The sequence below is a fragment of the Streptomyces sp. NBC_00775 genome (assembly GCF_036347135.1).
Lineage (GTDB): Bacteria > Actinomycetota > Actinomycetes > Streptomycetales > Streptomycetaceae > Streptomyces > Streptomyces lutosisoli.
In genome coordinates, this window is record NZ_CP108938.1 from 9,797,461 (window position 1) to 9,811,098 (window position 13,638).

At 71.7% G+C, this 13,638-nt stretch carries 12 protein-coding genes and 1 riboswitch; of the genes, 8 read left to right on the forward strand and 4 right to left on the reverse strand.

Annotated features, from left to right (window positions below; all coding sequences use genetic code 11):
* Positions 1-14: 14 nt before the first annotated feature.
* Positions 15-593, reverse strand: a complete 579-nt coding sequence (locus tag OIC96_RS43535; RefSeq protein ID WP_330302531.1) for a histidine phosphatase family protein — start codon at positions 591-593, stop codon at positions 15-17.
* A 100-nt stretch (positions 594-693) separates the two neighbouring features.
* A riboswitch (cobalamin riboswitch) is annotated at positions 694-858 on the forward strand.
* A 36-nt stretch (positions 859-894) separates the two neighbouring features.
* Here OIC96_RS43535 and OIC96_RS43540 point away from each other — a divergent pair.
* Together OIC96_RS43540 and OIC96_RS43545 are read left to right on the forward strand one after the other, a co-directional pair.
* The gene (locus OIC96_RS43540) at positions 895-1,116 is read left to right on the forward strand and encodes a CbtB domain-containing protein (RefSeq protein WP_327426512.1); all 222 of its coding nucleotides are present in this window, start codon (positions 895-897) and stop codon (positions 1,114-1,116) included.
* 25 nt (positions 1,117-1,141) lie between these two features.
* Positions 1,142-1,906: a CbtA family protein gene (locus OIC96_RS43545; protein ID WP_330302530.1), complete on the forward strand. Its 765-nt coding sequence runs from the start codon at positions 1,142-1,144 to the stop codon at positions 1,904-1,906.
* 50 nt (positions 1,907-1,956) lie between these two features.
* Here OIC96_RS43545 and OIC96_RS43550 read toward each other — a convergent pair whose 3' ends face one another.
* Together OIC96_RS43550 and OIC96_RS43555 are read right to left on the reverse strand one after the other, a co-directional pair.
* The gene (locus OIC96_RS43550; RefSeq protein ID WP_330302529.1) at positions 1,957-2,610 is read right to left on the reverse strand and encodes a TetR/AcrR family transcriptional regulator C-terminal domain-containing protein; all 654 of its coding nucleotides are present in this window, start codon (positions 2,608-2,610) and stop codon (positions 1,957-1,959) included.
* Positions 2,607-3,539 carry an alpha/beta fold hydrolase gene (locus tag OIC96_RS43555; protein WP_330462151.1) on the reverse strand — a complete coding sequence of 311 codons (933 nt, stop codon included), beginning with the start codon at positions 3,537-3,539 and terminating at the stop codon, positions 2,607-2,609. Before OIC96_RS43555 ends, OIC96_RS43550 begins: the two co-directional genes overlap by 4 nt.
* A gap of 103 nt (positions 3,540-3,642) precedes the next feature.
* On the opposite strand from OIC96_RS43555, the gene OIC96_RS43560 reads away from it, so the two are divergent.
* The 6 genes from OIC96_RS43560 (at position 3,643) to OIC96_RS43585 (ending at position 12,456) form a co-directional block, all read left to right on the forward strand.
* Complete coding sequence (locus tag OIC96_RS43560; RefSeq protein WP_330302527.1) at positions 3,643-4,092, forward strand: hypothetical protein; 450 nt, start codon at positions 3,643-3,645, stop codon at positions 4,090-4,092.
* On the forward strand, positions 4,089-5,645 hold the full coding sequence (locus OIC96_RS43565) for a multicopper oxidase family protein (RefSeq protein WP_330302526.1): 1,557 nt from the start codon (positions 4,089-4,091) through the stop codon (positions 5,643-5,645). The genes OIC96_RS43560 and OIC96_RS43565 overlap by 4 nt, the downstream gene beginning before the upstream one ends.
* Positions 5,646-5,790: 145 nt before the next feature.
* Positions 5,791-6,954, forward strand: a complete 1,164-nt coding sequence (gene metK, locus OIC96_RS43570) for a methionine adenosyltransferase (RefSeq protein ID WP_330302525.1) — start codon at positions 5,791-5,793, stop codon at positions 6,952-6,954.
* Positions 6,955-6,991: 37 nt separating this feature from the next.
* Positions 6,992-7,972, forward strand: a complete 981-nt coding sequence (locus OIC96_RS43575; protein WP_330302524.1) for a carbohydrate kinase family protein — start codon at positions 6,992-6,994, stop codon at positions 7,970-7,972.
* Positions 7,969-9,201 carry a class I SAM-dependent methyltransferase gene (locus tag OIC96_RS43580; RefSeq protein WP_330302523.1) on the forward strand — a complete coding sequence of 411 codons (1,233 nt, stop codon included), beginning with the start codon at positions 7,969-7,971 and terminating at the stop codon, positions 9,199-9,201. The genes OIC96_RS43575 and OIC96_RS43580 overlap by 4 nt, the downstream gene beginning before the upstream one ends.
* Before the next feature lie 60 nt (positions 9,202-9,261).
* Positions 9,262-12,456 carry a BTAD domain-containing putative transcriptional regulator gene (locus OIC96_RS43585; protein ID WP_330302522.1) on the forward strand — a complete coding sequence of 1,065 codons (3,195 nt, stop codon included), beginning with the start codon at positions 9,262-9,264 and terminating at the stop codon, positions 12,454-12,456.
* 30 nt (positions 12,457-12,486) lie between these two features.
* Here the strand turns inward: OIC96_RS43585 and OIC96_RS43590 are convergent, their stop codons facing one another.
* Complete coding sequence (locus tag OIC96_RS43590; RefSeq protein ID WP_330302521.1) at positions 12,487-13,635, reverse strand: nucleotide disphospho-sugar-binding domain-containing protein; 1,149 nt, start codon at positions 13,633-13,635, stop codon at positions 12,487-12,489.
* Positions 13,636-13,638: the final 3 nt, after the last annotated feature.

The window sequence follows — 13,638 nt, forward strand, 5'->3', positions numbered from 1 at the left end:
TGATGGCGGACGGGTCAGCCCGGCTCCCCGAGCGGGCGTCCCGCGCGAACGTTCCAGCGACCCGCGCGGCCGCTGAACTCCGTGGCGGTCAGCGGGGGCACGTCGACGCGCCAGAACGCCGACTCCGGCGCCCCCAACACCCGTACCACCAAGGCCCGTACGACCTCCGGCTCCACCACGGCGACGGTTCGCCCGGTGACCTCGGAGGCCGTGTCCAGCCAGCCCGCCACCCGGTCGCAGAACGCCCGCACCGACTCCCCGTCGTGCGGCGCGGATCCGGGATCGGCCAGCCACCGTGCCACCGCCTCCGGCTCCTTCGCGCTCACCTCGTCGAGGGTCGCCCCGCGCCAGCGGCCCACGTCCAGAGCGGCCAACTCCGGTGCGTCCGCGGGGGTGTCGAGGCCGAGCGCGCCCGCGGTCTCCCGGCACCGCACGGTGGGGGAGACCCACAGCCGGGCCGCGGCCGGAACACTGCCCGCGGCCGCCCGCGCGAGCCGCAGCCCCGAGGCGTCGACCGGGCATCCGTCGTCGAAGCGGGCCTCGCGCAGTGCCTCGCTGATCGCCGCTGAGATCAGGATCACTCGGCTCGTCATACACATCCACTTTCCTGTGCGAAACCCTTGTGCGGTACGGGAACCGGCCACGCGGCCGGGCAAGGGGCGCACGCCGTGCCCCTCATGCGCCCTTGGCCGGATCCCCGCCACGCGGTACGGTCTCGTCGATATTGACGACGGTTCGGCGGAAGTCCGGTGGAAATCCGGCACGGTCGCGCCACTGTAAGCCCATCAAGAACCACTCCCGCCAGGGGTGGTGAAGGTCGAGCAAGTCAGACCCGCGGCCGTCGTCCTGTGCACCACCAAGATGGGACGCGAGTTCCCCAGGAGGTTCTGCCCCATGGCGCAGTCCGTCGCTCAGCCGACCGCTACCCCCACCGCCGTTCCCGCGAAGCTGCCGATCGGCGCGATCGCCCCCTGGGCGGTCTTCTTCGGCATCCTGATGCTGGTCCTGCTCTACTTCGTCGGCGCCGAACAGGGCGCCACCTCCCTCGTGTCCGGCGAGAACGTGCACGAGTGGGTGCACGACGCCCGCCACCTCCTCGGCTTCCCCTGCCACTGACGCCGAAGAGGAAACGTACGAGCTCATGAATTCCGCAACTGTCAGAAACCTCCTGGTGCGTGGCATGCTCGCGGGTCTCGCCGCGGGCCTGCTCGCCCTGGTCGTCGCCTACTTCCTGGGTGAGCCGCGCGTGGACTCGGCGATCGCCTACGAGGAGGCGCACTCGCACGAGCACGGTATGGAGATCGTCTCCCGCACGATGCAGTCCACCGGCGGTCTGGCCACCGGTGTCCTCGTCTACGGGGTCTCGTTCGGCGGGATCGCCGCCCTCGCGTACTGCTTCGCGCTGGGCAGGATCGGCCGGTTCGGGCCGCGCGCCAGCGCGCTCCTGCTGTCGGCGGCGGGCCTGCTCGCCGTCTACGTGGTGCCGTTCCTGAAGTACCCGGCCAACCCGCCGTCCGTCGGCGACCCCGACACCATCGGCAAGCGCACGACCCTGTACTTCCTGATGATGGTGCTCAGCGTGCTGCTCGCCGTCGCCACGGTCATCCTGGGCAAGCGCCTCGCGCCGCGCCTGGGCAACTGGAACGCGACGCTCGCGGCGGGCGCGTTCTTCGTCCTCGCCATCGGCCTCGCGTACGCGTTCCTGCCGACCGTCAACGAGGTCCCGAAGGACTTCTCCGCCACCCTGCTCTGGCAGTTCCGCCTCGCGGCCCTGGCCATCCAGCTGACCCTGTGGACCGCCTTCGGTCTCGTCTTCGGGGTGCTGGCGGAGCGGGTACTGGCTCCACGACCGGCCACCGTGCGGGAGAAGGAGCCCGCCGCGGAGGCAACTCCCGTCGCTCACTGAGCGGTTGAAGAAGGGCGGTCCCGGTCGTCGGCCTGGGCCGCCCTTCTCGTTCAGATCAGCCGCTCGAAGCCGTCCAGCATCGCCGTGAGGCCGATGTCGAAGTGCTCGTCGATCTCCGTGCCGTCGGCCGCGCGGGCGAGGACGTTGTACGCGGGCGATTCGGGCGCGGGCTTCTTGCTGCGGCTCTGCGAACCGAGCCGCACCACCGCCAGGCTCAGCGCGTGCCCGATGGTGAACTCGCGCAGACAGCGAGCGATCTGCAGGGCGTGGGTCGGGGTGAAACCCCTGGCCTGAAGCAGCTCGATGATCCGTACGCCCGTGTCGATCGACGCACGCGAGCGCACCGGACGGGTCGCGAAGACCGAGACCGCCTGCGGATGGCGGAGCAGCGTGTCGCGCAGCCGCCGGCAGTACTGCTCGGAGACCGCCCGCCAAGTGTCGTCCCAGGGCAGCGAGTCGACATCGAGCTCGTCGAAGAGCGCCTCCGCGATGCCGTCGAACAGCTCCTCCTGGTCCCGGAAGTAGCGGTACACCGCCATCGGGTCGACCCCGAGCCCCGCGCCGAGCTTGCGCATCGAGAAGTTGCCGAGGCCGTTGGCGTCGATCAGGGCCAGGGCGGCGGCGGCGATGTACGTCCGGTTCAGCGCCGGTCTGACGCGCGGGGACGGCCGCGTGTCCGCCGCGCTGCCCTTGTCGGTCTTCATGAGGAGAGTTGGTCCAGAATCGTGATCAGCCGCTGGGTGAATTCCCGCGGACGCTGCTGGTAGACCGTGTGGCCTCCGGGGAACTCCTCGCATGCTACGCCGAGCAGTTCGCTCAGGACGTGAGCGGGACGATGGTAGGGGCGCCCTTCGCTGTCGCGGCCCGTGGCGAGGCGCCAGGGGATGCCCACGTTCCGCAGGGCATCGAGGTCGGGCTGGTACGCGAAGCAGAACTCGGACAGTTCCCGCTCGATGAGGATGCGGGAGTTGCCCAGGATGCGGGTCATGGTGTCCGGCTCGCGACCGGTCACCCGCTTCGCGGCACCGGCGGTGGCCAGCATCACGCGGGAGGTCGCGGCGATCAGCGCCTGGCCCCTCGGTGACACGAACATCCGCGGCGGCTGCGGAAGCGTCATCGCGCCGAACGCGGCCGACGCCCGCAGCGGACCCTTATCCCGGCCGAGCCGTTCGATGTCCTCCATGGCCTGCCGCTCCGGGCTGTCCAAGGGCAGCACCTGCATGAGCGGGGGCTCGTGGACGACGGCGCCGAGCAGTCGCCCGGAGTGGTGCGCCAGCAGTTCCAGCGCGATGATCGCGCCGCCGCTGTTGCCGAAGACGTACGCCTGGTCGATGCCGTAGTGGTCGAGGATCGCGATCACGTCGTCCGCCTGCTGCGGGACGTCGATGCGTGCCGCCGGATCGGCGAGCGGGCTGCGGGAGTTGCCGCGCCGGTCGTAGGTGATCACCGTGAACCGCTCGGCGAGCAGCGGCACGACGTCCTCGAACATGCCCGCGTCGCCACCGCCGCCCGGTACCAGCACCAGGGCGGGGCCCTGCCCGACACGCTCCGTGTGCAGTCGTGCACAGGAAACCAGGACGGTCGTCGACCGCGCGACACCCGCCTGTTCACGAACGGACTCGTGTTTGCCCATCTGAGTTCTCATTTCACTTCATGCTTTGAGATGTGATGATGTCTACGCCGTAGGTTAAGTCTACGGTGTAGTTCATCGATTTCAGAATGGAGGAATTCCAGTCATGGGCGCGGAAGTGGCGGACGGGAAGACCACGCTGTCGGCGACGGACGGACGGGCCCGCAGGAGGCGGGCGTACGGGCACGGATACGCGGTGCTGATGTACACCGTGGCCCTGGTCTACTTCGCGCAGGCCGTCCTGGCCGGCCAGTTCCTTTCGGGCAGCTACGACGCGTTGCGCTGGCACCAGTACGGCGCGACCTTCACGGACGCACTTCTGTTCTGCGCGCTCGTCGTCGGCGCGCTGCTGCGCCGGCACGGCAAGGGAAAACTGTGGCCGTTCCTGGCGGCGCTCACCCTGCTGCTGGCCAATCAGGCCCAGAACGGTGCGGGGGCCGCCCGGCTGCTCTCCCTGCACATTCCACTCGGCGTCGCGATGATCGCGGGCGCGTTCCTGGTCGCCCTGCGGGTACGGCACGCCGGTGAGCCCGCCGACACCGGGACCTCCGCGTGAGCGGGCGCGTCTCCCGGCGCTCCCTCCTGCTGGGCACCGGAGCCGCCGCGCTGACCATCGGCGGATCGGCCGTGCTGGCCTTCGGCTTCCGCGGTACGACATCCACCGGCACCCTGCTGCGCAGCCAGGTACCGCTGCCCGAGGCGTTCCGGAAGCCGCTGACGGTGCCGCCGGTGCTGAAACCCACCAGCTCGGCCGGCGGCACGGACACCTACGAGATCACCCAGCGCGAGGCGACCGCCGAGATCATCGACGGCCTGCGCACCCCGATATGGGGGTACGACGGCATCTTCCCCGGTCCGACCCTGGTCACCCGGCGCGGCCGCAGAACCGTGGTGCGGCACCGCAACGAACTCCCCGTCCCCACCGTCGTCCACCTGCACGGCGGCAGGAACGCCCAGCGGCACGACGGCTACCCCACCGACCAGATCCTGCCGACGAGCGGCGGGCACATGAGCGCGCACCACGGCGGCGGCGATGTCAGCCACGGCACGCGCACCTACGAGTACGACACCGACCAGCGCGCGGCCACCCTCTGGTACCACGACCACCGGATGGACTTCACCGGCCCCAGCGTGTGGCGCGGCCTCGCCGGGCTGCACCTGATCACCGACGACGAGGAACGGGCCCTGCCGCTCCCGGACGGCGACCGCGACCTGCCCCTCGTCATCATGGACCGGTCCTTCGCGGCGGACGGCGGCCTGCGCTATCCCAGCGTCGACAAGGACCTGGACAAGACGCCGGGGGTGACCTCCGGCTACGAGGCGGGCGTCCTCGGCGACGTCGTCCTGGTCAACGGAACCCCCTGGCCGTACAAGGAAGTCGACGCCGTCCGCCACCGGCTGCGCCTGCTCAACGCCTCCAACGCGCGCCGCTACCGGCTGCGCCTCGACCCGGCCCCGGACGGCGTGCACGAGCCGTTCGTGCAGGTGGCCTCCGACGGGGGGCTCCTCGCCCGGCCGCTGACCCATCCGTACCTCGATCTCGCCTCGGCCGAACGGCAGGAGGTCGTCGTCGACTTCTCGCGCTACCGCGTGGGCCAGAAGGTGCGGCTGGTGAACGACTTCGGCGAGGGATCCACCCGCCAGGTGATGGAGTTCCGTATCGCGCGCAAGGCCAAGGACGACAGCCACGTGCCGCGCACACTCTCGGTGATCGAGCCACTGGCTCCCGGACGGGCCGTCAGGGAACGGGACATGGTCTTCCAGTCCAGGTCGATCGGGGACAAGTACGGCTGGACCATCAACGGCGAGCCCTTCTCCGTGGACCATGTGCACGCGGCGCCACGGCTCGGCGACATCGAGATCTGGAACCTGTACGCGGACTTCCACCATCCGATCCATCTGCACCTGGTGCACTTCCAGGTACTCAACCGCGGCACCAAGGAACCCGGGCGGTTCGACCACGGCTGGAAGGACACCCTGGACCTGCGGCCCGCCGAACAGGCCCGGATCATCACGCGGTTCGACGGCCACCGCGGCAAGTACGTCTTCCACTGCCACAACCTGGAGCACGAGGACATGATGATGATGGGCAATTTCGAGGTCCGCTGAGCGCGCGCCACCCCCGGTACGGGGGTGCGCCGAGCGCGAGTCGAGCAGTGCTCCAGGCCCGTTCATGGCGGCGGGCATACGTTCGGCGCACCTCACCGAGTTCACTTCCGGGTGGGAGCGACGACCGAGTCAGCCCAGGAGAGCCATGTCCCGCCGTCTGTTCACCTCGGAGTCCGTGACCGAGGGCCATCCCGACAAGATCGCCGACCAGATCAGTGACGCGATTCTGGACGCGCTGCTGAAGGAGGACCCGGCCTCGCGCGTGGCCGTGGAGACGTTGATCACGACCGGTCTGGTGCATGTGGCCGGGGAGGTCTCCACCCGGGCGTACGCGCCGATCGCGCAGCTGGTGCGGGAGAAGATCCTCGACATCGGCTACGACTCCTCGAAGAAGGGCTTCGACGGCTCGTCCTGCGGGGTGTCGGTGTCCATCGGCGCGCAGTCCCCGGACATCGCGCAGGGCGTGGACACCGGAGGCGCGGGGGACCAGGGCCTGATGTTCGGCTACGCGTGTGACGACACGCCGGAGTTGATGCCGCTGCCGATCCAGCTCGCCCACCGGCTGTCGCGCCGGCTGTCCGAGGTGCGCAGGAACGGGACGATCCCGTATCTGCGCCCGGACGGAAAGACCCAGGTCACCATCGAGTACGAGGGTGAGCGCGCCGTCCGTCTGGACACGGTCGTGGTGTCCTCGCAGCACGCGGCGGACATCGACCTGACGACGCTGCTGGCCCCCGACATCCGCGAGTTCGTCGTGGAACCGGAGCTGAGGGCCCTCCTGGACGGGGGCATCAAGCTGGACATCGAGGGCTACCGGCTGCTGGTGAACCCGACCGGGCGTTTCGAGATCGGCGGTCCGATGGGCGATGCCGGCCTGACCGGCCGGAAGATCATCATCGATACGTACGGAGGCTATGCCCGGCACGGCGGTGGCGCGTTCTCCGGCAAGGACCCCTCCAAGGTGGACCGTTCGGCGGCGTACGCGATGCGCTGGGTGGCGAAGAACGTCGTCGCCGCCGGGCTGGCCCGGCGCTGCGAGGTCCAGGTCGCCTACGCCATCGGCCGGGCCGAGCCGGTCGGTCTGTTCGTGGAGACCTTCGGTACCGCGACCGTCGACGCGCGGAAGATCGAGGACGCGATCACCGAGGTCTTCGACCTCCGCCCGGCGGCCATCATCCGCGACCTCGACCTGCTGCGCCCGATCTACGCGCAGACCGCCGCGTACGGTCACTTCGGCCGCGAACTGCCCGACTTCACCTGGGAGCGCACCGACCGCGTCGACGCGCTGCGCAACGCCGCCCGGCTCTGACCCCACACCCGCCGACCGACGGTTCAAGGAGATCCCCGTGCGCATCGCCGTCACCGGATCGATCGCGACCGACCATCTCATGACCTTTCCCGGACGCTTCGCCGAGCAGCTGATGAGCGAGCACCTGGAGAAGGTGTCGTTGTCGTTCCTCGCCGACACACTGGAGATCAGGCGCGGCGGAGTGGCCGCCAACATCTCCGTGGGCCTCGGACGGCTCGGACTCACCCCGGTCCTGGTGGGCGCGGCCGGCGTCGACTTCGCCGAGTACCGCGACTGGCTGCGTGCGGGCGGCGTCGACACCGAGTCGGTGCGGGTGAGCGCGACCCGGCACACGGCCCGCTTCGTGTGCACCACCGACGCCGACCAGAACCAGATCGCCACCTTCTACGCCGGGGCGATGGCGGAGGCACGCGAGATCGCCCTGGCGAGCGTCGTCCGACGCGTCGGCGGGCTCGGCCTGGTGATGGTCGGGCCCGACGATCCCGAGGCGATGCTCCAGCACACCGACGCCTGCCGGGAACTCGGCCTGGATTTCGCGGCCGACCCCTCGCAGCAACTCGCCCGGCTGGGACGGGAGGAGACCCGGCGCCTCGTCGACGGGGCCCGCTTCCTGTTCACCAATGCCTACGAGGCGGCCCTGATCCAGGAGCGCACCGGCTGGACCACCCCGGACATCCTTGAGCGGGTGGGCAGCTGGATCGTCACGCACGGCGCGGAGGGCGTGACCGTCTCCCGCGCCGGCCGGCCGAAGCTGCGGATCCCCGCCGTCGAGGCCGCCGACATCGTGGACCCGACCGGCGCCGGAGACGGCTTCCGCGCCGGCTTCCTCGCGGGCACCTCCTGGGGATGGCCGCACGAACGGGCCGCCCAACTCGGCTGCGCGCTGGCGACGTTGGTGCTCGAGTCCCTCGGCACGCAGGAGTACAAGCTGTCCACCGCCGATCTGCACCTGAGGATCGAGGAGGCCTACGGGCCCGCGGCGGCCGCCGAGATCACCCATGACCTGGAGAGGCGATGACCATCAAAGAGTGCCGCATCTGCGGCAACCGCACCCTGCTGCCGATACTCGACCTGGGGGCGCAGGCCCTCACCGGCATCTTCCCGCGCACCCGCGACGAGGAAGTCCCCGCCGTGCCCCTCGAACTCGTCCGCTGCTCGCCCGACGGCTGCGGTCTCGTCCAGCTGCGGCACACCGCCGACTTCGGGCTGATGTACGGCGAGGGGTACGGATACCGTTCCGGGCTCGGCGAGTTCATGATCCGCCACCTCGGGAGCAAGGCCGCCCTGCTCACCGAACTCGCCGGCCTCGGCCGGGACGACCTCGTCCTCGACATCGGCAGCAACGACTCCACCCTGCTGCGCGCCTACCCGGCGGACGGTCCCACCCTCGTCGGCATCGACCCCACGGGCGAGAACTTCCGCGAGTACTACCCCGACCACGTCACGCTGATCCCCGAGTTCTTCTCCAGGGAGGCCTTCGCCGGCCACTTCGGCAGCCGCAAGGCCAAGGTCGTCACCTCCATCGCCATGTTCTACGACCTGCCGCGCCCCCTCGACTTCATGCGGGACGTCCACGACGTCCTCGCCGACGACGGAGTGTGGCTGCTGGAACAGAGCTACATGCCGGCCATGCTCGAAGCCACCGCGTACGACGTCGTGTGCCACGAACACCTCGAGTACTACGCCCTGCGCCAGATCGAGTGGATGGCCGAGCGCACCGGACTGACCGTCATCCGCGCCGAGCTGAACGAGGTGTACGGCGGCAGCCTCTGCGTCGTCCTGGCCAAGAACCCCGGCCGGCACCGCGTCGACGAGGCCGGGATCGCCGCCATCCGCGCCCGCGAGGCCGCGCTCGGACTGGACACCATGGCTCCGTTCGAGGCGTTCGCGCACCGGGCGGTGGAATACCGCGACGGGCTGCGCGACTTCCTCGACACCTCCCGCGCGGCGGGCAAGCTGACCCTCGGATACGGGGCGTCCACCAAGGGCAACGTGATCCTCCAGTACTGCGGGATCACCGAACGGGACCTGCCGTGCATCGGCGAGGTCAACAAGGACAAGGACGGCTGCTTCACCCCCGGCACGGGGATCCCCATCGTCACCCAGGCCGAGGCCAAGTCGCGCCGCCCCGACCAACTGCTCGTGCTGCCCTGGATCTACCGGGACGGCTTCGTCGAGCGGGAGCAGGCCTACCGGGAGAGCGGCGGCAAACTGGTCTTTCCGCTGCCCGAACTCACCATCATGTGAGCCACCGGGATTTGATCAGCGGTTGGGGTTCGCACGCGGCTCCTGCGGCACAATGAAGGCATGCCAGCCGGTGCCGCCATCAGTGTGCTCGGACCGCTGCGGGTAAGCGCCCCGGACGGGACCGCCGACGTGCGCGGAGCCCGGCTGCAGACCCTCCTCGCGGTCCTGGCGCTCGCCGCGGGCCGGGAGGTGGCCCGCTCGGACCTCCTCGAAGCGCTGTGGGACGACACCCCGCCGTCCGCCCCGGACAACGCGCTCCAGGCCCTGATCTCCCGGCTCCGGCGGGCCCTGCCCGAACTCGTCGTCGAGTCGAGCCCCACCGGCTACCGGCTGGTCGTCGGGCGCGACGAGGTCGACGCGCTGCGCTTCGAATCACTCGTCCTGGCCGTCGGTGCCGCCCGCGGCGACCACGAGCGGCGCGCCGCACTACTGGGCGACGCCCTGGCACTGTGGCGCGGCCCGGCCCTGGCCGGACTGGCCCCCACACGGGTCGTACGCGCCCACGCCACCCGTCTGGAAGAGCTCAGACGGCGCGCGCGGGAGGACCGCGTCGACGCCGAGATCGCGGGCGGCGGCGGCGCCGGACTCGTCGCCGAACTCGCGGGACTGGTCTCGGAGGACCCGTTCCGGGAGAAGTTACGCGTCCAGCTGATGCGGGCGCTCCAGGCCGCCGGCCGGCAGACCGAGGCCCTCGCCGTCTACGAGGAGGCGAGGGCCCAGCTCGTCGAGGCGTACGGAATCGACCCCTCGGCCGAACTCCACCAGGCATATCTGGACGTCCTGCGCGGTGAAGGACCGCCGTCGTCCCAACAGCCGCTCCGGGAAACGCGGTTGCCCGTGCCGCTCACCGAACTGATCGGCAGGGAAGCCGATGTCGAACGGGTCCGGGAACTCCTGGCCCGCGCCCGGCTGGTCACCGTCGTCGGCCCCGGCGGCGTCGGCAAGACCCGGGTCGCCCTGGAGTCGGCCCGCCGTGTCGACGCCCGCGGCACCGACCGCGTCTGCCTGGTCGAACTCGCCGCCGTCACCGACCCGGTGAACATACCCCGCACCATCCTGGACGCCACGGGCGCCGGCGAGGGCGGACTTCTCTCCGCCCCCGGATTCGAGCCCGCGCGGGGCGCCGTACTGCGCCGGCTGACGAGCCTGCTGGCCGAGGAGCACGTCCTGCTCGTCCTCGACAACTGCGAGCACCTTGCCGACAAGGTCGCCGAGACCGCCGCGGCCCTGCTCGCCCGCTGCCCCAACCTCCGTGTCCTGGCGGCCAGTCGGCAGCCCCTCGGCGTCAACGGCGAGCGACTGCACCACCTTTCCGGGCTGGCGCTGCCGCGGCGGACCGCCGACGCCCCCGACAGCCCCGCGGTACGGCTCTTCGTCGACCGCGCCACCGCCGTGCGCCCCGCCTTCGCGCTGGACGGGCACACGGCGGAGCCGGTCGTCGCGATCTGCCGCGCGCTGGACGGACTGCCGCTGGCCCTCGAACTCGCCGCAGCCCGGCTGCTGTCCCTCTCCGTCGGGCAGATCCGCGACCGCCTCGACGACCGGTTCCGGCTCCTGGGACCCGAAGGACATCCCGCCGACGGACGGCAGCGCACCCTGCGGGCGGTGATGGACTGGAGCTGGGACCTGCTGGACGACACCGAGCGCACCCTGGCCCGGCGGCTCGCCGTCTTCGCGGGCCGCGTCGACCTCCCGCTGATCGAGCGGGTCGTCGCCGGTGACGGACTCCCCGGCGACGACCTCGACACCCCGCTGTCCTCACTCGTCGCCAAGTCCATCGTGCAGACGGAGGAGACCGACGGGCGCATCGGCTACCGCATGCCCGAGACCGTACGGCTCTACGCCGCCGAGCAGCTGACCGCGGCGGGCGACGAGGACAGGGCGAGACTGCGGCACGCCCAGGCGCTCCTGTCGATCGCCGAGACCGCCGAGCCGAACCTGCGCCGGATCGGACAGCCCGCCGAACTCGCCGTGCTGACCGGCCTGTTGGACGACTTCCACGCGGCCCTTCGGTGGTCCGTCGACGCCGGGCGGCCCGAACTTCCACTGCGCCTGGTCGCCGCGCTGGAATGGTTCTGGCTGCTCAGCGGGCGGCGCGCGGAGGGCACGGAATGGACGCGCCGCGCACTCGCCGTGCCGTGCGAGACCCGGCCCAGGGAGCGGGCGATCGTCTGCACCATCGGAGGACTTCAGCACGGCGCCCTGCTCGGGCAGGAGGAAGGCGTCACGTACCTCTTCGAGGCGCTGGCCCTGATCCAGGACCTCGCCGAGGCGGAAAAGGACCACCCGGTCCTGGTGGCCGCCTCCGTCCTGGGCTCCCTCGCCTCCGGCACGCCGGAACTGGTCAGCGAACTGCTGCGCGGACTCACCGGCCACCGCGACCCCTGGATCGGCTCGTTCGCCCGGATGCTCGGCGCCCGGATGCTCGCCAACGCCGGACAGCCGCACGCCGCACGGGACGAACTCATCGCCGCGCTCGACGGGTTCCGTACGCTCGGCGAGCGCCTCGGACTGACGTACACGCTCACCGCGCTGGCCGAGTCCGAGAGCGCCCGCGGCGACCATGTGGGCGCGATGAGCGCGCTGGACGAGGCGCTGCGCGCGGTCACCGAGCTGGGGGTCGCCGAGGACCGGCCGATGCTCATGGTCCGCCTCGCGGTCGAGCACGCCAGGACCGGCGGCCCCGACCGGGCCGAAGCCACTCTGGAAGAGGCCGCGGTGGAGGCGTCCCGGCTCGGCCTCGGCGAGGTGCTGGGCGTCGCCCACCACGCCCTGGGCGACCTGCGCCGCACCGCCGGCCGACCGGCCGAGGCCCGCCGGCTGCTCGACCGCGCCCTCGCCGAGGTCATGGCCCACGGTCAGGGCGTCGGCCACCGTCCCGCCGTCCTCACCAGCCAGGGACACCTGGCCGTCGCCGAAGGCCGGCTGCCCGCCGCGCTTCAGGCCTGTACGACCGCGCTGGACCTCGCCCGACAGGTCGAGGACGCCCAGTTGACGGCCCGTGTACTGGTCCTCGCCGCGGACATCGCCCTCGCCCAGGCCGAGCCCAAGTCCGCGGCGGTCCTCCTGCACACCGCCGCGGACGTCCGGGGCCAGCAGCTCGACGCCGACCCCGACGTCCACCGGGTGGCGCGGGCGACGCGGCTGGCGCTCGGGGACGACCGGTACGGGGCCGCGCGGGCCGTGCCCGCGGACGAGACCGAGGCACTGATCGCGGGCCTCAGCGGACGGCTCGCACCTCCGTCGGCACGGTGAGCGGGGACCGGGCGCGGACGGAGGTCCGGCTCAGCGGCCGACCGGCGTCGCCGCCAGCTCCGTGAGCAGGGGCACCACCGCGCTCGGCGCGGGCAGCCGGCGGATCTCGTCGGCGAGGGCCTCGGCCGCGGCGCGGTAACCGGGCGCGGACAGCACCTCCTCGACCGCCGCGCGCAGGCCCGCGGGGGACTCCTCGCGCAGGGCCGCGTCGAGGTCGAGCACCACGCCGGCACCGCGCGCCGCGATCCGCTCGCCGACCGCCGCCCACGAGGGATTCGGCTGGGCGACGATCAACTGCGGGACACCGAACGCCAGACCGGTCAGGGCGGTCCCCGCGCCGCCGTGGTGCAGCAGCGCGTCGCAGTCGCCGAGGAACAGGTCCAGCGGCACCTGCCCGGGCGCGCGCACGGCGGCGGGCAGGGCGCCCGCGTCCTGGGGCACGGCGGTGACGACCGACTCCAGATCGGATACGGCGGCCAGTTCACGGAGCAGCGCGTCCCACACCGCGGGCTGGGTCAGCATCGGTGTCTCGCCGCCGAACGACACGCACAGTCGGCGCCCCGAACGCGGCCGCTGAGCCCAACGGGGCGGCGTACCCGCCCCGTTGAACGGCACGAACCGCACCGGCTGCGCGGCCGACGAGTTCGTGCACTGCAGACTCGGCGGACACGGGTCGAGCACCATCGAGGGCAGCGCCGGACCGCCGTCGACCCCGCGCAGGGCCGCCACCTCGGCGAGTGCCTCGACGGCCCGCGGAATCGACTGCGAACTGATGCGGTCGGGCCCCCAGCGGTGCACCACGGACGGGACCCGCAGCGCGGCCGCAACGATCAGACCGCTGAACTCGATCGGATCCACCAGGAGCAGATCCGGCCGCCAGTCACGGGCGACGTCCAGATGCTCGTCCAGGACGCCGTCGACCCGCTGCCGCCAGCGTTCCTGAAGCAGTGTCCAGTCCGGCCCCGCCCCGGGCAGCCCCGAGGGCGCCGCGGAGCGACGGACGCGCCGGCCCGGCGGCTCGCTCACCACGGCCGCCGACAGCCCGGCGGCCGCCGCCCGCTCCGCCACGGGCGCGCCGCCCGCGACCAGGACCTCGTGCCCGGCCGCCCGCAGGGCCCAGGCGACCGGCACCATCGACATCAGATGACTCGGCACCAGCGCGACGATCAGCACCCTCATACG